Genomic DNA, 21198 nt, shown 5'->3' with positions numbered 1-21198 from the left:
ACGAGTAAGATAAGGGTGTGAAAAATTTTGCAGAGATACTCCGAGAGGAAGTGTAATATATGAAACAAAAAGTTTTAATTGTTGGTGCAGGTGAAGGTGGTAGTACACTGCTGCGTCTGTTACAGAGTTCGAATATATTTCAAATTATAGGGATTATTGATATAAATCCGATAGCAAAAGGGTTACAGATGGCAAAGGAATACGGGATTGCAATTGGAGAGAGTGTGACTCCGTTTCTTTCTATGCACATTGATGTAATGTTTGATATGACAGGTGACGATGATTTACATAAAGATTTATTAAAGAAAAAGCATAAAGATACTCTTCTTATACCAGGTGATATTGCAAAAATTGTTACGAGATTAGCACATGAGAAGGAAAATTTAATTGGAAAGTTAGAAGAGCAAACGCAGCAAGGTGATTTAATTTTAAACTCTACGCATGACGGTATGATAGTGATTGATCAAGAAGGACAAGTTCGCCTATTCAATAAAAGTGCAGAACGTATTATCGGATATAAAAAAGAAGATGCGGTAGGGAAATATATTTTAGAAGTTATTCCGACTAGTAAGTTGCTTCGTATTATACGTACGAAACAAATAGAAGTAAATTATGAACTGACGCTTGAGAATGGAAAGAAAATTATTACAACCCGTATTCCAATATTAAAAGAGGGAGGAGAAGTGCAAGGGGCATTTGCGATTTTTAAAGATATAACAGAGGTTGTAGATCTTGCGGAAGAAGTTACAGATTTAAAGGAGATTCAAACGTTACTTGAGGCGATTATTAACTCGTCTGAGGAAGCCATTTCGGTCGTGGATGAAAAAGGTCGAGGGTTAGTAATTAACCCTGCATATACGAAATTAACAGGTTTAACAGAAGAGGACATTATTGGAAAGCCGGCTACAACTGATATTGTAGAAGGTGAAAGTATGCATATGAAAGTACTTCGAACGCGTAGGGCGGTACGAGGCATACATATGAAAATCGGACAAAAAAAGCGAGATGTAATTGTAAACGTAGCACCAGTTATTGTGGATGGAATATTGAAAGGGAGCGTCGGTGTAATTCGCGACGTATCAGAAATTCAAAAATTAACAAATGAACTGAATAGAGCAAGGCAAATCATTCGAACGTTAGAAGCGAAATATTCATTTGATGACATTGTCGGAAATTCAGATGAAACAACGGCTGCTATTGAACAGGCGAAACTGGGGGCGAATACACCAGCAACAGTGTTGTTACGCGGGGAGTCAGGGACAGGTAAAGAATTGTTTGCGCATGCTATCCATAATGGAAGTAATCGGAAATATAATAAGTTTGTTCGTGTAAATTGTGCAGCTATTTCGGAGACGTTGTTAGAAAGTGAATTGTTTGGTTATGAGGAAGGGGCGTTTTCTGGCGCGAAAAGAGGGGGAAAACGTGGATTCTTTGAGGAAGCGAATAACGGCAGCATCTTTTTAGATGAAATAGGGGAACTATCTGCAAATACGCAAGCGAAACTCCTTCGCGTTTTGCAAGAGAAAGAAATTGTAAAAGTTGGTGGAACGAAAGCGATCCCTATCAATGTCAGAGTAATTGCAGCGACGCACGTGAATTTAGAAAAAGCCATTCTAGAAGGGAAGTTTAGGGAGGATTTATATTATCGATTAAATAAAATTCCAATTCAAATTCCATCTCTTCGTCAGCGTAAAGGGGATATACCGGCAATCGCAGACAGATTAATTCAAAAAATCAACCAAGATTATGGCCGAAATATAGAGGGGCTCACTAATTCTGCTATTTCATATTTACAATCATATGAATGGCCAGGGAATGTGAGGGAACTTGAAAATATTTTGGGGAGAGCTATTATCTTTATGAATTATAACGAGACCTATATTGATGTACAACATTTACCGCCATTACATAACGAAGAGCAAGTGGAGTCAAAACAAGCTCATTTATTGCCTGAGTTAGAAGAAAAGCCACTTGAGCATTTAGTGACGGAGTTTGAAGGGAATATCATTCATGAATATTTAGAGAGATTTGGTGGAAATAAAACACAAACAGCAAGAGAGTTAGGAATTTCGGTTCGAAATTTATATTACAAGCTAGAAAAGTATGAGTGTGCAAAAAATAGCATGCAATAAATTGCGTACCGTGCAATTTATTGCATGGTATACAAAAAGCGACAAAATAAGACAGAATCTTTTGTTATTTTCCAAAGTATTGATTTTACTGTGTTTTGAATGTGTTTTCATTATTGGTAAGACCACTTTTGAAAGTTGGCACGGTATTTGCTTAATAAAAAGACGAGGGACGACGGAAAGGGTTGATTACAAAATATGAAGTTAGAACACTTAATTGATCAAGCGGCAGGCCAGCCTAAAAAAACTGTGGCTGTAGCAGTAGCTGAAGATCATGAAGTAATTGAAGCTGTAGCGAAAGCAATTACATTACAGCTAGCTCAATTTCGTCTATATGGAAATCAAGAAAAAATAATGGGGATGCTACAAGAACATAGTTTACAAACTTCAGAACATATTGAAGTGATTGCAACACAGTCAAGTGCTGAGGCTGCAGAACTTTCTGTTAAAGCTGTAAGAAATGGCGAAGCAGATGTGCTTATGAAGGGGAACATCCCAACAGCAAATATTTTGAAGGCTGTATTAAATAAAGAGTGGGGACTTCGTAAAGGTAGCGTACTTTCACACGTTGCAGCATTTGAAGTTCCAAACTACAATCGTCTCATTTTTGTTACAGATGCAGCGATGAACATTGCACCTGATGTAACACAAAAAGCTGCTATTATACAAAATACTGTAGAAGTTGCCCGGGCAATAGGAATTGATTTGCCGAAGGTAGCACCAATTGCAGCGGTAGAGGTTGTGAATCCTGCGATGCAAGCGACAATTGATGCAGCGATGTTAACTCAAATGAATCGCCGCGGACAAATTAAAAATTGTGTCGTTGATGGACCACTTGCTTTAGATAATGCAGTATCACAAATTGCAGCAGAACATAAAGGCATAGTAAGTGATGTAGCAGGTAAGGCAGACATTTTACTCGTCCCAACAATTGAAGCTGGAAATGTACTATATAAATCACTCGTATACTTTGCGGATGCAAAAGTAGGAGCAATGATTGCTGGCGCAAAAGCACCGATTGTTTTAACATCTCGTGCTGATTCAGCAGAAACAAAAGTATATTCATTAGCATTGGCAGTTGCCACTGCTTCAAAATAAACCAAATAGGGTAAAACATTAGGGGGAAACGACAATGGCATTAGAAATCTTCGAATACTTAGAAAAATATGATTATGAGCAAGTAGTATTTTGTCAAGATAAAGAATCAGGTTTAAAAGCAATCATTGCAATTCATGATACAACACTTGGACCTGCTCTTGGTGGAACAAGAATGTGGACATATGATTCTGAAGAAGCGGCGATTGAAGATGCATTGCGTCTTGCAAAAGGGATGACATACAAAAACGCAGCAGCTGGTTTAAACTTAGGTGGTGCGAAAACAGTAATTATCGGTGATCCACGTAAAGATAAGAGCGAAGCAATGTTCCGTGCATTAGGTCGTTATATTCAAGGACTAAACGGACGTTACATTACAGCTGAAGATGTTGGTACAACAGTAGATGATATGGATATTATCCACGAAGAAACTGACTTTGTAACAGGTATTTCACCATCATTCGGTTCTTCTGGTAACCCATCTCCAGTAACTGCATACGGTGTTTATCGTGGTATGAAAGCTGCTGCGAAAGAGGCTTTCGGTACTGATAATTTAGAAGGAAAAGTAATTGCTGTTCAAGGTGTTGGTAACGTAGCATATCACCTATGCAAACATTTACACGCTGAAGGCGCAAAACTAATCGTTACAGATATTAATAAAGAAGCTGTACAACGTGCAGTAGAAGAATTCGGTGCAACAGCAGTTGAGCCAAATGAAATTTACGGTGTTGAATGTGATATTTACGCACCATGTGCATTAGGCGCAACAGTTAATGACGAAACTATTCCACAACTTAAAGCAAAAGTAATTGCAGGTTCTGCAAATAACCAATTAAAAGAAGATCGTCACGGCGACATCATTCATGAAATGGGTATTGTATACGCACCAGACTATGTAATTAATGCAGGTGGCGTAATTAACGTAGCAGACGAGTTATATGGATACAATAGAGAACGCGCATTAAAACGCGTAGAATCAATTTATGACACAATTGCAAAAGTAATCGAAATTTCAAAACGCGATGGCATTGCAACTTATGTAGCAGCTGATCGTCTAGCTGAAGAGCGCATTGCAAGCTTGAAAAACTCTCGTAGCACATACTTACGCAACGGTCACGACATTATTAGCCGTCGCTAATCATTCATATATTACTTTTACAAAAGGTGTGGTTACCTCTTATGAGGTTTCCACCTCCTTTTGAATTTATTAGTGGAGGTAGCAACAGTGTCTGTAAATCGAATTCTTGTTATTAATCCGGGTAGTACATCCACAAAAATTGGTGTTTTTGATAATGAAAGACCCGTTTTAGAAGAAACTATTCGTCATGACGAAGAACAGATTGGAAAATATAAGCGAATTATCGACCAATATGAGTTTCGTAAAGAAACGATCTTAGAAGTTCTACATTCTCACGGTATTAACATTTCAAAATTAAACGCAGTTTGTGGCCGTGGGGGATTACTTCGTCCAATCGAAGGCGGAACATACACAGTAAACGATGCGATGTTAGAAGATTTAAAAAATGGTTTTAGCGGTCATCACGCTTCAAACCTTGGGGGCATTTTAGCATATGAAATAGCTTCTGGATTAAATATTCCGGCATTCATTGTAGACCCTGTCGTTGTAGATGAAATGGAGCCTATTGCTCGTATAAGTGGTATTGCTGGTATGGAACGCAAAAGTATTTTCCATGCATTAAATCAAAAAGCAGTTGCTCGTAAAGTAGCTGAACAGTTAAATCACAAATATGAGGATTTAAATTTATTAGTTACACATATGGGCGGAGGTATTACAGTTGGTGCTCATAAAAAAGGAAGAGTAATCGATGTAAATAACGGTTTAAACGGAGAAGGCCCATTTAGTCCAGAGCGCGCTGGTACAGTACCAGTAGAGCAACTAGTAGAAATGTGTTTCTCTGGTGAGTATTACCGAGATGAAATGATTAAAAAACTTGTCGGACAAGGTGGACTTGTAAGTCTTATCGGTACAAATGATGCGATTAAAGTAGAACAAATGGTTGAAAAAGGTGATCCTGAAGCAACTCTTATTTATAAAGCTATGGCATATCAAGTTGCAAAAGAGATTGGCGGAGCTAGCGCTGTACTTCACGGGAAAATCGATGCAATCGTATTAACTGGTGGACTTGCTTACAGTAAAATCCTTGTTGATGAAATAAAAGAACGAGTAGACTGGATTGCAGATGTTATCGTACATCCAGGAGAAGATGAATTACAAGCATTAGCAGAAGGGGCACTTCGTGTACTACGTGAAGAAGAAGCTCCAAAAGAATATATTGTACGTGAAAAAGAAACGGTAGCTAGGGGTTGAGATAATGGCAAAAGAATATGATTTAGTCATCGTTGGCGGCGGTACTGGTGGATATGTTGCTGCAATTCGTGCATCACAACTAGGGTTAAAAACTGCACTTGTTGAAAAAGAAAATCTTGGTGGTACTTGTTTACACAAAGGATGTATTCCTAGTAAAGCCCTTTTACGTAGTGCGGAAGTATACGCAACTGCTAAAAAAAGCGAAGAGTTCGGAGTTATTGCAAGTAATGTAGAACTAAACTTTGCGAAAGTACAAGAGCGTAAAGAGAAGATTGTAACGCAACTTCATAAAGGTGTTCAGCACTTAATGAAACAAGGTAAAATTGATGTGTTTGAAGGTATTGGCCGTATTCTTGGCCCATCTATTTTCTCTCCGATGCCAGGGACAATTTCAGTTGAACTTGCAAGTGGAGAAGAGAATGAAATGTTAATTCCAAAAAATGTACTTATTGCAACAGGTTCTCGTCCGAATTCATTACCAGGTTTAGAATTAGACGGAGAGTATGTAATGTCTTCTGATCATGCCCTAAAAATGGAAACGCTTCCTAGCTCGATTATTATCGTTGGTGGCGGTGTAATTGGTATTGAGTGGGCATCTATGCTTGCTGACTTCGGTGTAGAAGTTACAGTATTAGAGTATGCGAAAACGATACTACCACTAGAAGACCAAGACGTTTCAAAAGAAATGCAACGTCTATTCAAGAAAAAAGGTATTAAAGTGGTAACTGGTGCAAAAGTATTACCAGAAACATTGGTAAAAGATAATGGAGTAACAATTCAAGCTGAACATAACGGTGAGAATAAAGAATTTAAAGCAGAAAAAATGCTTGTATCTGTAGGACGACAAGCCAATACGCAAAATATTGGTTTAGAGAATACGGATATCGTTGTGGAAAAAGGATACATTCAAACAAATGAGTTTTATCAAACGAAAGAATCTCATATTTACGCAATCGGTGATGTAATTGGTGGCTTACAGCTTGCTCACGTTGCTTCTCATGAAGGAATTGTTGCAGTAGAACATATTGCTGGTAAAGAAGTTACACCAATTGATTATTCTATGGTATCAAAATGCGTATATAGCAGTCCGGAAGTTGCTTCTGTCGGTTTAACAGAACAAGAAGCGAAAGAAAAAGGCTATAAGCTAAAAGTAGGTAAGTTCTCATTCCGTGCAATCGGAAAAGCGCTTGTATACGGCGAATCAGATGGTTTCGTAAAACTTGTAGTTGATGAAGAAACAAATGATATTCTCGGTGTTCATATGATTGGACCGCATGTAACAGATATGATTTCTGAAGCGGGTCTTGCAAGAGTACTTGATGCAACACCTTGGGAAGTAGCACATACAATTCATCCGCATCCATCATTATCTGAGGCGATTGGTGAAGCAGCATTAGCTGTAGATGGAAAAGCGTTACATGCATAAAAATGTGGATTTAGGAGGTTATGAAAAATGGCAGAAGTAAAAGAAAAGCGCCATGAAGAGCTTGGCTTAAGTGATGAGCAAGTATTAGAAATGTTCCGTACGATGTTACTTGCACGTAAAATCGACGAACGTATGTGGTTATTAAACCGTGCTGGTAAAATTCCATTCGTAATTTCTTGTCAAGGACAAGAGGCAGCACAAGTTGGAGCAGCATTTGCTCTTGATAGAGAGAAAGATTATGCATTACCATACTACCGTGATATGGGTGTTGTACTAGCGTTTGGTATGACAGCGAAAGAACTGATGCTATCTGGTTTCGCGAAAGCTGGAGATCCAAACTCTGGTGGTCGTCAAATGCCTGGTCACTTCGGTCAAAAGAAAAATCGTATTGTGACAGGTTCATCTCCAGTAACAACGCAAGTACCACATGCAGTTGGTATTGCATTAGCTGGAAAAATGGAAAAGAAAGATTTAGTAACGTTTGTTACATTCGGTGAAGGTTCTTCCAACCAAGGTGATTTCCATGAAGGTGCAAACTTTGCTGGCGTACACAAGTTACCTGTTATTTTTATGTGTGAAAATAATAAATACGCAATCTCTATTCCAGTTGAAAAACAATTAGCATGTAAAAATGTATCAGACCGTGCAATTGGATACGGTATGCCTGGATATACAGTAGACGGAAACGATCCGCTTGCAGTATATAAAGCTGTAAAAGAAGCAGCAGACCGTGGCCGCCGTGGTGAAGGTCCAACTTTAATTGAAACAGTATCATATCGTTTAACAGCACATTCAAGTGACGATGATGATCGCGTTTATCGTGATAAAGAAGAAGTAGAAGAAGCGAAGAAAAATGATTCAATTGTAACATTTGCTGCTTATTTAAAAGAGGTTGGCGTGTTAACTGAGGAATCAGAAAAACAAATGTTAGACGAAATTATGCATATCGTAAACGAAGCAACAGAATATGCAGAAAATGCTCCGTATGCAGCACCTGAAGATGCATTGAAGCACGTATACGCAGAATAGGGGGGGACGTTTCATGGCTGTAATGTCTTATATGGATGCTATTACATTAGCAATGCGCGAGGAAATGGAACGCGATGAGAAAGTATTCGTTTTAGGTGAAGATGTTGGTAAAAAAGGTGGCGTATTTAAAGCGACACACGGATTATATGATCAATTTGGTGAAGATCGTGCGCTAGATACACCACTTGCAGAATCTGCAATCGCTGGGGTTGCAATTGGTGCAGCAATGTATGGAATGCGTCCAATCGCTGAAATGCAGTTTGCGGATTTCATCATGCCAGCAGTAAACCAAATTGTTTCTGAGGCAGCAAAAATTCGTTACCGTTCTAATAATGATTGGACTTGTCCAATCACAGTTCGTGCGCCATTTGGCGGCGGTGTTCACGGTGCATTGTATCATTCGCAATCTGTAGAAGCGATGTTTGCAAACCAACCTGGTTTAAAAATCGTTATCCCTTCTACACCATATGATGCAAAAGGCTTACTAAAAGCTGCAATTCGTGATGAAGATCCAGTATTATTCTTTGAGCATAAACGTGCATATCGCTTAATTAAAGGTGAAGTGCCAGAAGATGATTACGTATTACCAATCGGAAAAGCAGATGTAAAACGTGAAGGTGATGATATTACTGTTATCACATACGGATTATGTGTTCATTTTGCTCTTCAAGCAGCTGAAAAGTTAGCGCAAGATGGCATCTCTGCACATATTCTTGATTTACGTACTGTATATCCATTAGATAAAGAAGCAATCATTGAAGCAGCTTCTAAAACAGGTAAAGTTCTTCTTGTAACAGAAGACAATAAAGAAGGAAGTATTATGAGTGAAGTGGCAGCAATTATCGCTGAAAACTGTCTATTTGATTTAGATGCACCAATTGCGCGTCTTGCAGGTCCAGACGTTCCAGCAATGCCATATGCACCAACAATGGAAAAATTCTTTATGGTAAATCCAGATAAAGTTGAAAAAGCAATGCGTGAACTTGCGGAATTTTAATCGGGGGGACTATACATGGCTGTAGAAAATATTACAATGCCTCAGCTCGGGGAGAGCGTTACAGAGGGTACAATTAGTAAATGGCTCGTTAATGTTGGCGATCACGTAAACAAATATGATCCGCTTGCAGAAGTAATGACTGATAAAGTAAATGCTGAAGTACCATCTTCTTTCACTGGTATTGTGAAAGAGTTGATCGCTGGTGAAGGTGATACGTTAGCTGTAGGTGAAGTAGTTTGTGTGATTCAAGTAGAAGGCGCAGATGAAGTAGCAGCAACAGCTGTTGAGGAAAAAACAAAAGAAGAACCAAAGGCAGAAGTAGCTACGCCTGAAAAAGCACCGAAAGCAAAACAACCAACTGATGGAAAACCTCGTTTTTCACCAGCTGTGTTAAAACTTGCAGGTGAACATAACGTTGATTTAGATCTAGTAGAAGGTACGGGAGCAAACGGCCGTATCACTCGTAAAGATATTTTAAAGCTAGTGGAATCAGGAAATATTCCGCAAGCAGGTGCGGCGAAGAAAGAGGAAGCGGTAGCGGCAGTAGTAGAAGCGCGTCCGGAAGCACCAAAAGCAGCGCCAGTAGCACAAAAAGTAGAAGCTGCGAAACCAGTTTCTGTACCAACAATGCCTGGCGATATCGAAATTCCAGTAACAGGTGTACGTAAAGCAATCGCAGCGAACATGTTACGTAGTAAACACGAAGCGCCACACGCTTGGATGATGATTGAAGTAGATGTGACAAACCTTGTGTCATACCGTAATTCAATTAAAGGTGATTTCAAAAAACGCGAAGGCTTTAACTTAACGTTCTTTGCTTTCTTCGTAAAAGCAGTAGCACAAGCGTTAAAAGAGTATCCTCAAATTAATTCAATGTGGGCTGGCGATAAAATCGTTCAGAAGAAAGATATTAACCTTTCTATCGCTGTTGCGACAGAGGACGAACTATTTGTACCAGTAATTAAACACGCGGACGAGAAGACAATTAAAGGTATCGCTCGTGAAATTACAGAACTTGCGGGAAAAGTACGTACGAAATCGTTAAAAGCGGACGAAATGCAAGGCGGAACATTTACAATTAATAACACAGGATCATTCGGTTCTGTTCAATCTATGGGTATTATTAATTACCCACAAGCGGCTATTTTACAAGTTGAATCAATTGTAAAACGCCCAGTAATTATGGAAAATGGTATGTTCGGTGCTCGCGACATGGTTAACTTATGTTTATCACTTGATCATCGTGTACTAGATGGTTTAATTTGTGGTAAGTTCTTAGGACGTGTAAAAGAAATTTTAGAAAATACGTCAGAAAATAATACATCTGTATATTAAATAAAAAGCTCGCTTATGCGAGCTTTTTATCATCTTATTTCTTCATCTACATCCTACTATATGTATAATACCTTTCCCAGTAATCTTACAATGAACCATTATGTATTAGGAATTTATGAAAATACATTGCTGATATATGGTATATGGATATAAAATAAGAAAAGAATAATTTTTTTGGCAAATCTTACTGACGAAACTGTAGTATAATATATTGTATTGTATGAAAAAGAGAGTTATTCTATATAAGTGTTTTATAGATAATGTGTAATCAGTCGTCAAAACATGAAGAATGTTGACTCCTGGTTTTTTATTTTGCTGTAACAATGTTTCAGGAGGATGTCATGAAAAGAAGTACCGAGTTTCTAAAAAGTTTAGATGTAAAATTAATTTTAATTTTGTTAGCATTATGTGTTACAAGTATAGCTGCTATATATAGCAGTCAGCAAACTGGCCAATATGGAGAGGCAAACTTTGCGATGAAACAAGGTTTGAACTACATAATTGGGGTTGTATTGTTATTGCTTGTTGCAAGCATCGACTTAGATCAATTACAAAAATTGTCTTGGCCACTTTATATCGTTGGATTTGCTTCACTTATTCTTTTGAAAATACTACCGGTTTCCAATTTCACACCTGAAAAATTAGGTGCAAAAAGATGGTTTGTATTTCCGTTAGTTGGACAAATTCAGCCATCTGAGTTTTTCAAAATTTCATTGCTTCTCGTAGTAGCAAGTATAGCAGTGAAACATAATGCGCAGTATATGGCAAGGACATTTCAAACGGACTTAAAATTAGTAGGTAAAATTATGCTAGTATCCCTCCCGCCTATGGCTGTTGTATATAGCCAACCGGATACGGGGATGGTGTTCTTATACGCTGCTGCCATTGCATGTATTTTATTTATGTCAGGTATTCAGAAGAAATTGATAGCGTTATGTACAGTTATTCCAGTCACCATACTATCCACGTTAATATTTATTTACGTAAGGTATGAGGATTTCTTCTTTAATAAGTTAGTTACGCTACTAAAACCGCACCAACAATCACGTATTTTAGGTTGGTTAGATCCATTTGAACATACAGATCAAGGTTATCAAACACAGCAATCAATTTTAGCTGTAGGTAGTGGCGGTATGGAAGGGAAAGGGTTTGGCGAAGGGAATGTTTATATCCCTGAGAAGCATACAGACTTTATTTTCGCTACAATTGCCGAAGAAGGTGGATTTATCGTAGCAGCGTTAGTTGTATTCTTGTTCTTATTACTACTATATAGAACAATTATTATCGGTTATTCTGCTGATAATTTATTCGGTACATTATTATGTGCTGGGTCAATTGGGATATTAACGGTTCAAATATTCCAAAATATCGGTATGATTGTTGGATTAATGCCTGTAAAAGGGATTGCATTACCTTTCTTATCGTATGGGGGAAGTTCCTTGTTCTCGAATATGATTATGATGGGTCTCATATTATCGGTACGAAAAACGTATAAAAAGTATATGTTTTCCGTTAAGTAAAAAAAGCTGGTTCGTTTTTAAACGAACCAGCTTTTTTACATATATACTCATAAACGTTGCAAACTAAAACAGACTAGCAGTTTAGGATGTAAGGAGTGCAAAGTGATGCATATGCATATTTTTGAGGGAGCACGGCATCTTTCTAATAGTGAATGGGTTATTCGGGCTATTATAGCATACATATTTTTAATATTAGTTGCGAAAGCGATGGGGCAAAGGTCCATCGCACAACTTCGCTTTTTAGATGTTGTATTGGTGTTATTGCTTGGCGGGAATATTTCTAACGCATTGTCTGATGAAAAAGTAGGATTAATGGGCTCGATGATTACAACGTTTATACTCGTTGTACTTCATATTATAAGTTCAGTTTTAATGTTGAAGTGGGATAGATGGAGACGCTTTTTAGAGCCAGCACCTATCATTCTTATACACAACGGCTCCATTGATTTTAGCAATTTGAAAAAAGCGAGAATTACCGTGGAATATTTATTTTCAGAACTTCGTATGCGAAATGTGAGCGATATTCAAACAATCAAATTAGCATTATGGGAAGCGAACGGTGTCGTTTCTATATTTCGGTATCCAGAATATGAGGCAGTTTCCCGACTTGATCTAAAAGTGGCGGGAAAAAAATCTCCAGTTTCTTTTGTATTAGTAAAGGATGGGAGCATTCAGCAAGATGTTCTTGCATTATTAGGGAAAACAGAAGAATGGGCGAGAGAATTTCTAGAGAAAAACGCAGAAGTTGAATCCATTTTGTTAGCTACAGTAGATGAAACACATAAAATAAATATTTTGTTAAAAAAATGAAAAATATACGCATTTTGTCGTTTCATACATATGATACAATAGTGTGGACAACGAAAAAGGAGGGATACGATGGGATATGTAGAAGAATTACGGAAAATAGTTGGTCATCGCCCTTTAATTTTAGTTGGTGCTGTTGTACTCGTTATAAATGAAAATAGATATGTATTATTACAACAAAGAACAGAGCCTTACGGAAAATGGGGGCTGCCTGGTGGATTAATGGAGCTTAGTGAATCACCAGAAGAAACTGCTTTTCGTGAGGTATACGAAGAAACAGGAATAAAGGTGAAGAACCTACGATTAATCAATGTGTTTTCTGGAGCGAACTATTTTACAAAATTAGCAAACGGTGATGAATTTCAATCTGTAACGACCGCTTATTATACGGACGAATACGATGGAGATTTTGTTATGAACAAAGAAGAAGCGGTTCAGCTTAAATTCTTCCCACTAACAGAACTACCTGACTATATTGTTGGGTCGCATAAAAAAATGATTAGTGAATATATGAAGATTATGGAAAAAAAGATATAATAATAGTGAAAGAAATACAAAAACACAGTTCTGGTTGGTAGTCCAGACGCATGATTTCATGTCAGTAACCTTCCCCTCCGGGATGTCCCGTATTTCTAATTTTTTTAGGGGGGGCTGTCAATGGATTTGACAGTATATCACGATGGCCAATTTTTTGTTGGAATCATTACATGTAAAGAAAAAGGGAAGTTGTATGGAGCGAGATATATTTTTGGAACGGAACCTTCAGACGAAGAAGTGCTTATATTTGTGAACGGTTCAATGTTAGCGTATTTTCAGCACTTTGCAAAATGTGGCGTGGAAGTGAAAGAAAAACAGCGTCCCAAAAATATAAAGCGAATCATACGACAAGCTGCAAAAGAAGTAAATGTAAACCGCTTTACTAAGGCGCAAGAGGCAATTAGCTTATCTTATGAACTGCATAAACAAGAAAAGAAAGTGCAATCTAAGGAGAAGCGAGAGGCTGAAAAACAAAGAAGACGTTTAATCAAAGTACAAAAAGCAAAGCAAAAACATCGTGGTCATTGAGAAAAGGTGTTAGAGCAAGAGCTCTAACACCTTTTCTATGCTGAAATACAAGTAAACTTACTTGTATTTCATAAACATTAACTGGTAAGATACAAATAGGTAGTTTTAGAGGAGGGAAAAGATTGATTAATTTTAACTTTTTTATGAATGATGTTGTCCGCCAAGCGCGTGAAGAGATTGTCTCTGCTGGATATACAGAATTGACGACGCCAGAAGCAGTAGACGAAGCGTTTAAAAGAAATGGAACAACACTTGTAATGGTAAACTCTGTATGTGGTTGTGCAGGCGGTATTGCTCGTCCTGCTGCTGCGCATTCTGTACATTATGATAAACGTCCTAACCACCTTGTAACGGTGTTTGCAGGTCAAGATAAAGAAGCGACAGCAAGAGCTCGTGAATATTTCGAAGGGTATCCACCATCTTCTCCATCATTTGCTTTATTAAAAGATGGAAAAATTGTAACGATGGTAGAGCGTCATGAAATTGAAGGTCATGAACCGATGCAAGTTATTGCAAAACTACAATCGTATTTCGAAGAGAATTGCGAAGAACTATAATCAGTGGAGGTGGTTCATCCCAACTGATTATAAGTCCTTATAAAAATAAATGAAAAGGCGGTACGTCCATACTCAAGTGGATGTACCGCCTTTTTTTATTTCGTATTAAAATTTTTGGGATATGCATAGTTTTGTTATTTTATGCATCTTTTTATACACGGATAACTGTATTTTAACTCGTTTTATATTTATTTTTATTTTATATATTGCATAAAAATAAAAGTGCTGATACAATACAAACATCGAATAAATATTCTATTAAACTTTTAAATATACATTATTAGGGGGAAGAAAGATGAAGAAGTTATTATCAATATCGTTTGCACTTATTTTAATTGTAAGTATGTTCAGTGCTTGTAGTAATGGGGAAGAAAAGGCTACTGGAAAAAATAAAAAAGTACTCGTTATGGGGACTTCAGCAGATTATAAACCATATGAATACGTAGAAGCTTCAAAGAGTGATGAAATTATCGGCTTTGATGTTGATGTTGCTAAATATATCGGAAAAGAACTTGGTTATGAAGTGAAAGTGAAAGATATGGATTTTGGTGGTTTATTAGCATCTCTTAGCTCAGGAAAAGTTGATTTCGTAATGGCAGGTATGACGCCAACTGCAGAGCGTAAAAATAATGTTGATTTCACAGATATTTACTTTGTTGCGAAAAACATGGTCGTTTCTAAAAAAGACTCTAACATTAAATCTATAGAGGATTTAAAAGGGAAAAAAGTAGGGGTACAAACAGGATCTATTCAAGAAGAGAAAGCAGCAGAATTTAAAAAGCAAGTAGATTTCAAAGTTGAGGGACGTGACCGTATACCAGAAATCGTACAAGAAATTAAAGCTGGTCGTTTTGATGCTGCAATTATAGAAGACACAGTTGCTAAAAATTATTTAGAGAAAATGAAAGATTTACAAGGAATTGAAATTAAAGAAGCTCCAGAAGAAGTTGGAGCAGCAATTGCCCTTCCGAAAAACAGTGATAAAACAGCTGAATTTAATAAAGTAATTAAAAAAATGCAAGAAAATGGAGAAATGGATAAATTAGTGAAGAAATGGTTTGGCAGCGAAAAATAAGCTGCCTTTCACTTTTCTGTGAGGGGAATGAAAAGAATGAACTTAGATTTTTCGGCGATTACGCCTTCGATACCATATATATTAAAAGGTCTAGAAGTTACTTTGAAAATTGTAGCAGTATCAGCTTTAGCAGGGTTTCTTTTAGGGACGTTATTAGCACTTTGCAAAATTGCTAGAATACGAGCATTAAATATAGCGGCAGATCTTTATACGTCAATTTTCCGTGGTACACCACTTGTATTGCAATTAATGATTATTTATTTCGGTGTCCCGCAAATAATTGGTTATGAAATACCGGCATTCTTAGCAGCTGTACTTGCATTTAGCTTAAATTCAGGTGCATATATGTCAGAAGTAATCCGTGCCGGCATTCAAGCGGTTGATAAAGGACAAACAGAAGCGGCGATGGCTTTAGGAATTCCATACGGAAAAATGATGCGAAATATCATTTTTCCTCAAGCTTTAAAAAATATATTACCGGCACTTGTAAACGAGTTTGCGACACTTACGAAAGAATCGGCTGTAGTAACAGTAATAGGAGCAACGGATTTAATGCGTCGTGCTTATATCGTAGGCGGGGAGACTTTTAAATACCTTGAACCATTACTTTTTGTTGGACTCATTTATTATATGCTAGTCATTATTCTTACATTAGTCGGGAAGGCAATTGAAGGGAGAATGAAGAAAAGTGATTAAAATTGAAAACCTTCATAAATCATTTGGAAAAAACGAAGTATTAAAAGGGATTACAACAACGATTGAAAAAGGGGAAGTAGTAGCAATTATTGGACCGTCTGGATCAGGGAAATCAACATTTTTACGTTGTATGAATGTGTTAGAAGCACCGACAAATGGTCACATTTGGATTGGAACGGAAGAAGTAACGAATCCAAAAACGAATATTATGCACGTTCGTGAAAATGTCGGAATGGTATTTCAGCATTTTCACCTATTTCCTCATATGACTGTATTAGAAAATATTACGTATGCTCCTATCAATGTAAAAGGAGTAACGAAACAAGAAGCTGAAAAGAAAGCCGAAAAACTGTTAGAAAAGGTCGGCTTATTAGATAAAAAAGATACGTATCCAAATCGTCTTTCGGGAGGACAAAAGCAACGTGTAGCAATTGCAAGAGCGTTAGCAATGGAACCAGAAGTAATGTTATTTGATGAACCGACATCAGCACTAGATCCAGAGATGGTAAATGAAGTGTTAGAAGTTATGAAATCATTAGTTACGACAGGAATGACAATGGCGATTGTTACACATGAAATGGGATTTGCAAAAGAAGTAGCAGATCGTGTTCTCTTTTTAGATGGTGGAAAGCTTGTAGAAGATAGTGCGCCAGCAGAATTTTTTGCAGCACCGAAAAGTGAGCGTGCGCAACAATTTTTACAAAAGATATTGTAATATGTAAAGGTTACGTGAATAATAAGTAGAAAAGGATGACATTGTGTCATCCTTTTTTTATACTAACTGTAAATACGTTTATACATATAGGAGCAATGCTATGTTCAAAATTGGATACCGTACAGTAAAAACAGCAATAGGGACAGGCGCAGCCGTTTTTATTGCACAGTTATTAGGGTTGGAATTTTATAGTTCAGCGGGTATTTTAGTTATATTATGCGTACAAAATACGAAACGTAAATCACTTCAAGTGTCGTTACACCGTTTTTTAGCCTGTGTATTATCAATGGTGTTCGCATTTTGTATTTTTGAAACAATTGGATATACACCACTAGCAATTAGCGTACTATTACTTACATTTATTCCGACTGCAGTCATGTTTAAAATTCAAGAAGGTATTGTTACGAGTTCAGTTATTGTGATGCATCTATATTCATTGAAACAAATTACATGGCTTATTGTTGGGAATGAAATTGCGATATTAACGATAGGGATTAGCGTGGCTCTATTAGTAAATATGTATATGCCAAGTAGTGAAAATAAGCTAAAAGAGTATCAAGGTAAAATAGAAAATAATTTTAAAACGATTTTGTTTGAAATGGTTGTATATTTACGAAACCGAGAAAGTAGTTGGAGCGGAGCAGAACTTATTGAAACTGAACAGATGCTAAATGAAGCTAGAGATTTATCGTTTAAGAAACTTGAGAATGCATTTATGCGAGAAGATGACTATTACTATCGCTATTTCAATATGCGTATGCAACAATTCGAAATTTTAGAGCGAATGATTCCGTTAGCAGCTTCTTTATCATGGACATATGAACAAGCGGACATGATTGCGGATGTGGTTGAAAACATTGGAAATGCTATTAGCCCTCAGAGTACCGGGGTTATTTCTTTAAGGCAGCTTCAAGAAATGCGAGAATTATTTAGAGATATGCCATTGCCGGCTACACGTGAAGAATTTGAGATACGTGCGAAACTTGTTCAACTTGTATACGAAATGGAACAATATTTACTCATTAAAAGTCGCTTTAAAGGAAAGGATAATATAAAAGAACTTATATAGAAGGTAGGAATTATCTATGCCGTATCTTCTCTCTTTCCTATTATGTCTTTCTTTATCGCCTATTTGGCCTCTTGGTGATAATCCGCGTGCCGGTGATCCTTTCATTATTGTAAATAAAGCGACGAATAAACTAGCTTATATTGACGATGGAAAGATTCAAAAGGTTTTTCCAGTCGCGACAGGAAAAACAAATGAATTAACCCCAGAGGGAACTTTTGATATTGTAATGAAAGCAAAGGACCCATATTATATTGTGAAGAATATTCCTGGGGGATCACCGAAAAATCCACTTGGATCTAGGTGGATGGGATTTAATGCAAGAGGAACTGATGGGAGTAAATATGGAATACATGGAACAAACCAACCGAGTTCAATTGGAAAGTATATTTCACAAGGATGTATAAGAATGAAGAAAAATGATGTGGAATATTTATTTGATCGCATTCCAATTGGAACGAAAGTATGGATTGTAAAATCGAAAAAGTCATTTCAGCAATTGGCAAAAGAAAAAGGAGCCATTGCATATGAAAAAGTCAACGGAAAAGTTGGCTTTTTCTATTGTAATAAGTTGTCTTGACATGTGTACATAACCATGCGTTAATGAGAGTATAGAAAGATAAAATGAGATAAAGGGGTTGCTCATATGTACTTGAATCCAAAACTTTCGTATATGCAGTTTTTTATGGGATTTCTATTTATTATTACATTCATATTGGCAACTTTTAATATATGTTCTTATCTTGTAGCGATTGTATGTATGGCATTACTTAATCTTACTTTTGTTATTGGGGCATTTCAGCAGAAACAATATACAAGTTTTGTGATAGCACTTGTAATGTCATTTTTCTTTAGTATTGTAGCGATTGTGCTTTACATAAAATAAACCATCTCGATTTCGAGATGGTTTATTTTATTATGTGTAAAAAGTAAAAAAAGGACGAACAGATCGTCCTTTTTACCAAAACATACTTGCGCCAGCAAGTAATGTTGTTACAAGCATAGAAATTAGCATTACATAAATCATAACTTTTTGAGCTTTTTTATGCATCGTTAAACCTCCTTGCAAATCAGTACAATATCATTGTAACGAGAAATGATATTGTGGACAAGGGGGAGAGAAATGACAAAATTCGAGAAGTGTGTGTAAAGTATAACAGGAAATTTGTATGTACGTAGAGAATATATAAGAATGATAGGGTATGAGTTTTTTGTTATGCAAGCTGAAGAATGGAGATACGATGATGAAAATATATGAAACAAATCGTTTACATTTAAGGGAAATTGATGAGTCGTATGCTGAAAAAGTTCTTCAATATTACGACAGAAATCGTGAATTTTTAAAAGCCTGGGAAGAGTATAGACCGGATGATTTTTTTACGTTAGATTATCAAAAGAAAAAGTTACAAAAGGATAGAAAAGAGATCGCAGAAGGTAAAATCATCAGACTTTGGATTTTTAAAAAAGGTGATGATACGAAAATAATTGGATGTATTTCATTTAATTTAATTGTTCGTGGAATTTACCAATCTTGTGTACTCGGCTATAAATTAGATAAGGAAGAGTTAAACAAAGGTTATACGACAGAAGCGCTTAGAAAAGCGATTCAAGTTGCTTTTGAGGAATTTCAATTACATCGTATAGAAGCACCGATTATGCCACGAAATTTAGCATCTATACAAGTCGTAACGAAGATAGGTTTTCAGTATGAGGGCGTGTCTAGGAAGATGTTAATGGTTAATGGAGTGTGGGAAGATCATATGCGCTGGGTATTGTTAAATGAGTAATAGAAAGCAGATGGTTATCTAGACATATAAACCGTCTGTTTTTTGTCTTGTATTTCGAAACTTTTGCGAAATTCTGTTATAATTAATAGTGTTACATACATAATGGTAGTGTAGGAGGCGCAGTCTTATGATTAATCAAGAACGTTTAGTAAATGAATTTATGGAGTTAGTACAAGTAGATTCTGAAACGAAATTTGAAGCAGAAATTTGCAAAGTATTAACAAAGAAATTTACAGATTTAGGTGTAGAAGTATTTGAAGATGATACAATGGCTGTTACTGGGCATGGTGCAGGTAACTTAATTTGTACATTACCAGCAACAAAAGATGGTGTTGATACAATTTACTTTACTTCTCATATGGATACAGTAGTTCCTGGTAATGGAATTAAGCCTTCTATTAAAGATGGATATATCGTATCAGATGGTACTACGATTTTAGGGGCGGATGATAAAGCGGGGTTAGCATCCATGTTCGAAGCAATCCGTGTTTTAAAAGAAAAAAATATCCCTCATGGTACAATTGAATTTATTATTACAGTTGGAGAAGAATCTGGTCTTGTTGGTGCAAAAGCATTAGATCGTGAGCGCATTACAGCGAAATATGGTTACGCGTTAGATAGCGATGGGAAAGTTGGCGAAATCGTTGTTGCAGCTCCAACACAAGCGAAAGTGAATGCGATTATTCGCGGGAAAACAGCTCATGCTGGTGTAGCACCAGAAAAAGGTGTATCTGCAATTACTATCGCAGCGAAAGCAATTGCGAAAATGCCACTTGGTCGTATTGATTCTGAAACAACTGCAAATATTGGACGTTTTGAAGGTGGTACACAAACGAATATCGTTTGCGATCATGTACAAATCTTTGCAGAAGCGCGTTCTTTAATCAATGAAAAAATGGAAGTACAAGTTGCGAAAATGAAAGAAGCATTTGAAACAACTGCAAAAGAAATGGGCGGCCAAGCAGATGTTGAAGTAAAGGTTATGTATCCAGGATTTAAATTTGCTGATGGCGATCATGTTGTAGAAGTTGCAAAACGCGCAGCTGAAAAAATTGGTCGTACACCTTCTCTTCACCAAAGTGGTGGCGGAAGTGATGCAAACGTAATTGCTGGACACGGAATTCCAACAGTTAACTTAGCAGTTGGTTATGAAGAAATTCATACAACAAACGAAAAGATTCCTGTTGAAGAATTAGCGAAAACAGCAGAATTAGTTGTTGCAATCATAGAGGAAGTAGCGAAATAATATAACAAAAAAGCGTGTAAATCAATTGTGATTTACACGCTTTTTACTTTGATTCGATTGCTTTTACAAGGCGGATAAGCCAATACAAGAAAATCCATGGCAGTATGTAAGTTGTTACTACATGGACTAGACGAGGAAAGAAACCAGCTATGTTTATATCAAATATAGGAAGAAGTAAATAATTGATTGCGACGATTAGTATAATTATGAGAAACGTATAATTGAGTTTATCAGTTGATTTCATAATAATCACCCCTAATTACAAAAATATCCACTTCATTTAAATTATAGCAATAAATATGATGGAAAAGAACAAGTAATAAT

23 protein-coding genes are annotated in these 21198 nt (G+C 36.7%); 21 read left to right on the top strand and 2 right to left on the bottom strand.

Translation table 11 applies throughout. The features are described from left to right. The first annotated feature begins 59 nt into the window (after window positions 1–59). The 19 genes from PDQ33_RS09200 (at window position 60) to PDQ33_RS09110 (ending at window position 18727) form a co-directional block, all read left to right on the top strand. Window positions 60–2132, top strand: coding sequence for a sigma-54 interaction domain-containing protein (locus PDQ33_RS09200; protein ID WP_270392878.1), 2073 nt, complete (start codon window positions 60–62; stop codon window positions 2130–2132). Between the two features lie 195 nt (window positions 2133–2327). Further along, window positions 2328–3227 carry a phosphate butyryltransferase gene (gene yqiS / locus PDQ33_RS09195; RefSeq protein ID WP_000763079.1) on the top strand — a complete coding sequence of 300 codons (900 nt, stop codon included), beginning with the start codon at window positions 2328–2330 and terminating at the stop codon, window positions 3225–3227. Window positions 3228–3261: 34 nt separating this feature from the next. Then, window positions 3262–4362, top strand: coding sequence for a leucine dehydrogenase (locus PDQ33_RS09190; RefSeq protein WP_001162675.1), 1101 nt, complete (start codon window positions 3262–3264; stop codon window positions 4360–4362). 87 nt (window positions 4363–4449) lie between these two features. Further along, window positions 4450–5553, top strand: a complete 1104-nt coding sequence (buk, locus tag PDQ33_RS09185; RefSeq protein WP_270392879.1) for a butyrate kinase — start codon at window positions 4450–4452, stop codon at window positions 5551–5553. A gap of 4 nt (window positions 5554–5557) precedes the next feature. Beyond that, window positions 5558–6979: a dihydrolipoyl dehydrogenase gene (gene lpdA / locus PDQ33_RS09180; RefSeq protein ID WP_001051291.1), complete on the top strand. Its 1422-nt coding sequence runs from the start codon at window positions 5558–5560 to the stop codon at window positions 6977–6979. A gap of 27 nt (window positions 6980–7006) precedes the next feature. Then, window positions 7007–8008, top strand: a complete 1002-nt coding sequence (gene bfmBAA, locus PDQ33_RS09175) for a 3-methyl-2-oxobutanoate dehydrogenase subunit alpha (protein ID WP_000852555.1) — start codon at window positions 7007–7009, stop codon at window positions 8006–8008. A 13-nt stretch (window positions 8009–8021) separates the two neighbouring features. Next, the gene (bfmBAB, locus tag PDQ33_RS09170) at window positions 8022–9005 is read left to right on the top strand and encodes a 3-methyl-2-oxobutanoate dehydrogenase subunit beta (RefSeq protein WP_270755367.1); all 984 of its coding nucleotides are present in this window, start codon (window positions 8022–8024) and stop codon (window positions 9003–9005) included. Window positions 9006–9020: 15 nt separating this feature from the next. Next, on the top strand, window positions 9021–10340 hold the full coding sequence (locus PDQ33_RS09165) for a dihydrolipoamide acetyltransferase family protein (RefSeq protein ID WP_000257652.1): 1320 nt from the start codon (window positions 9021–9023) through the stop codon (window positions 10338–10340). Window positions 10341–10681: 341 nt separating this feature from the next. Next, window positions 10682–11860: an FtsW/RodA/SpoVE family cell cycle protein gene (locus PDQ33_RS09160; protein WP_000831200.1), complete on the top strand. Its 1179-nt coding sequence runs from the start codon at window positions 10682–10684 to the stop codon at window positions 11858–11860. A gap of 105 nt (window positions 11861–11965) precedes the next feature. Then, complete coding sequence (locus PDQ33_RS09155; protein WP_000550968.1) at window positions 11966–12670, top strand: DUF421 domain-containing protein; 705 nt, start codon at window positions 11966–11968, stop codon at window positions 12668–12670. A gap of 69 nt (window positions 12671–12739) precedes the next feature. Next, window positions 12740–13204 (top strand): NUDIX hydrolase, encoded by a 465-nt coding sequence (locus PDQ33_RS09150; protein ID WP_014481752.1) that lies wholly within the window; start codon window positions 12740–12742, stop codon window positions 13202–13204. Window positions 13205–13324: 120 nt separating this feature from the next. Beyond that, on the top strand, window positions 13325–13732 hold the full coding sequence (locus tag PDQ33_RS09145; RefSeq protein WP_000366594.1) for a YjdF family protein: 408 nt from the start codon (window positions 13325–13327) through the stop codon (window positions 13730–13732). 143 nt (window positions 13733–13875) lie between these two features. Next, complete coding sequence (locus PDQ33_RS09140; RefSeq protein ID WP_001998211.1) at window positions 13876–14289, top strand: BrxA/BrxB family bacilliredoxin; 414 nt, start codon at window positions 13876–13878, stop codon at window positions 14287–14289. Window positions 14290–14584: 295 nt separating this feature from the next. Beyond that, window positions 14585–15364: a transporter substrate-binding domain-containing protein gene (locus PDQ33_RS09135; RefSeq protein ID WP_000735471.1), complete on the top strand. Its 780-nt coding sequence runs from the start codon at window positions 14585–14587 to the stop codon at window positions 15362–15364. A 36-nt stretch (window positions 15365–15400) separates the two neighbouring features. Beyond that, the gene (locus tag PDQ33_RS09130; RefSeq protein ID WP_001046921.1) at window positions 15401–16060 is read left to right on the top strand and encodes an amino acid ABC transporter permease; all 660 of its coding nucleotides are present in this window, start codon (window positions 15401–15403) and stop codon (window positions 16058–16060) included. Continuing rightward, window positions 16053–16775 (top strand): amino acid ABC transporter ATP-binding protein, encoded by a 723-nt coding sequence (locus tag PDQ33_RS09125; protein WP_270755369.1) that lies wholly within the window; start codon window positions 16053–16055, stop codon window positions 16773–16775. Before PDQ33_RS09130 ends, PDQ33_RS09125 begins: the two co-directional genes overlap by 8 nt. Window positions 16776–16875: 100 nt before the next feature. Then, the gene (locus PDQ33_RS09120; RefSeq protein WP_000472680.1) at window positions 16876–17844 is read left to right on the top strand and encodes an aromatic acid exporter family protein; all 969 of its coding nucleotides are present in this window, start codon (window positions 16876–16878) and stop codon (window positions 17842–17844) included. Window positions 17845–17860: 16 nt separating this feature from the next. Further along, a complete protein-coding gene (locus PDQ33_RS09115) occupies window positions 17861–18421 on the top strand; it encodes a L,D-transpeptidase (RefSeq protein ID WP_061132216.1) in 561 nt (186 codons plus the stop codon). A 66-nt stretch (window positions 18422–18487) separates the two neighbouring features. Beyond that, entirely contained in the window at window positions 18488–18727 is a 240-nt protein-coding gene (locus tag PDQ33_RS09110) for a DUF3894 domain-containing protein (RefSeq protein WP_000281163.1), read from the top strand. A 72-nt stretch (window positions 18728–18799) separates the two neighbouring features. Here PDQ33_RS09110 and prli42 read toward each other — a convergent pair whose 3' ends face one another. After that, window positions 18800–18892 carry a stressosome-associated protein Prli42 gene (gene prli42 / locus PDQ33_RS09105; protein ID WP_000549038.1) on the bottom strand — a complete coding sequence of 31 codons (93 nt, stop codon included), beginning with the start codon at window positions 18890–18892 and terminating at the stop codon, window positions 18800–18802. A 190-nt stretch (window positions 18893–19082) separates the two neighbouring features. Between prli42 and PDQ33_RS09100 the strand changes: the two genes are divergently transcribed. Together PDQ33_RS09100 and PDQ33_RS09095 are read left to right on the top strand one after the other, a co-directional pair. Then, entirely contained in the window at window positions 19083–19628 is a 546-nt protein-coding gene (locus tag PDQ33_RS09100) for a GNAT family N-acetyltransferase (protein ID WP_001993297.1), read from the top strand. Window positions 19629–19755: 127 nt separating this feature from the next. Further along, a complete protein-coding gene (locus tag PDQ33_RS09095) occupies window positions 19756–20874 on the top strand; it encodes a tripeptidase T (protein WP_000609811.1) in 1119 nt (372 codons plus the stop codon). A gap of 43 nt (window positions 20875–20917) precedes the next feature. Here the strand turns inward: PDQ33_RS09095 and PDQ33_RS09090 are convergent, their stop codons facing one another. Continuing rightward, a complete protein-coding gene (locus PDQ33_RS09090; protein WP_000842869.1) occupies window positions 20918–21118 on the bottom strand; it encodes a hypothetical protein in 201 nt (66 codons plus the stop codon). Between the last annotated feature and the right edge of the window lie 80 nt (window positions 21119–21198).

It is taken from the genome of Bacillus cereus group sp. Bc031 (assembly GCF_027716265.1).
Taxonomy (GTDB): Bacteria; Bacillota; Bacilli; order Bacillales; family Bacillaceae_G; genus Bacillus_A; species Bacillus_A paranthracis.
The sequence above is the reverse complement of the archived record's forward strand: the minus strand, read 5'-3'. Positions and strand labels throughout refer to the sequence as shown.

Coding starts and splice junctions, on each gene's coding strand:
- PDQ33_RS09200 (WP_270392878.1), top strand. CDS start 60: ATGAAACAAAAAGTTTTAATTGTTGGTGCAGGTGAAGGTGGTAGTACA.
- yqiS (WP_000763079.1), top strand. CDS start 2,328: ATGAAGTTAGAACACTTAATTGATCAAGCGGCAGGCCAGCCTAAAAAA.
- PDQ33_RS09190 (WP_001162675.1), top strand. CDS start 3,262: ATGGCATTAGAAATCTTCGAATACTTAGAAAAATATGATTATGAGCAA.
- lpdA (WP_001051291.1), top strand. CDS start 5,558: ATGGCAAAAGAATATGATTTAGTCATCGTTGGCGGCGGTACTGGTGGA.
- bfmBAA (WP_000852555.1), top strand. CDS start 7,007: ATGGCAGAAGTAAAAGAAAAGCGCCATGAAGAGCTTGGCTTAAGTGAT.
- bfmBAB (WP_270755367.1), top strand. CDS start 8,022: ATGGCTGTAATGTCTTATATGGATGCTATTACATTAGCAATGCGCGAG.
- PDQ33_RS09165 (WP_000257652.1), top strand. CDS start 9,021: ATGGCTGTAGAAAATATTACAATGCCTCAGCTCGGGGAGAGCGTTACA.
- PDQ33_RS09160 (WP_000831200.1), top strand. CDS start 10,682: ATGAAAAGAAGTACCGAGTTTCTAAAAAGTTTAGATGTAAAATTAATT.
- PDQ33_RS09155 (WP_000550968.1), top strand. CDS start 11,966: ATGCATATGCATATTTTTGAGGGAGCACGGCATCTTTCTAATAGTGAA.
- PDQ33_RS09150 (WP_014481752.1), top strand. CDS start 12,740: ATGGGATATGTAGAAGAATTACGGAAAATAGTTGGTCATCGCCCTTTA.
- PDQ33_RS09145 (WP_000366594.1), top strand. CDS start 13,325: ATGGATTTGACAGTATATCACGATGGCCAATTTTTTGTTGGAATCATT.
- PDQ33_RS09140 (WP_001998211.1), top strand. CDS start 13,876: ATGAATGATGTTGTCCGCCAAGCGCGTGAAGAGATTGTCTCTGCTGGA.
- PDQ33_RS09135 (WP_000735471.1), top strand. CDS start 14,585: ATGAAGAAGTTATTATCAATATCGTTTGCACTTATTTTAATTGTAAGT.
- PDQ33_RS09130 (WP_001046921.1), top strand. CDS start 15,401: ATGAACTTAGATTTTTCGGCGATTACGCCTTCGATACCATATATATTA.
- PDQ33_RS09120 (WP_000472680.1), top strand. CDS start 16,876: ATGTTCAAAATTGGATACCGTACAGTAAAAACAGCAATAGGGACAGGC.
- PDQ33_RS09115 (WP_061132216.1), top strand. CDS start 17,861: ATGCCGTATCTTCTCTCTTTCCTATTATGTCTTTCTTTATCGCCTATT.
- PDQ33_RS09110 (WP_000281163.1), top strand. CDS start 18,488: ATGTACTTGAATCCAAAACTTTCGTATATGCAGTTTTTTATGGGATTT.
- prli42 (WP_000549038.1), bottom strand. CDS start 18,892: ATGCATAAAAAAGCTCAAAAAGTTATGATTTATGTAATGCTAATTTCT.
- PDQ33_RS09100 (WP_001993297.1), top strand. CDS start 19,083: ATGATGAAAATATATGAAACAAATCGTTTACATTTAAGGGAAATTGAT.
- PDQ33_RS09095 (WP_000609811.1), top strand. CDS start 19,756: ATGATTAATCAAGAACGTTTAGTAAATGAATTTATGGAGTTAGTACAA.
- PDQ33_RS09090 (WP_000842869.1), bottom strand. CDS start 21,118: ATGAAATCAACTGATAAACTCAATTATACGTTTCTCATAATTATACTA.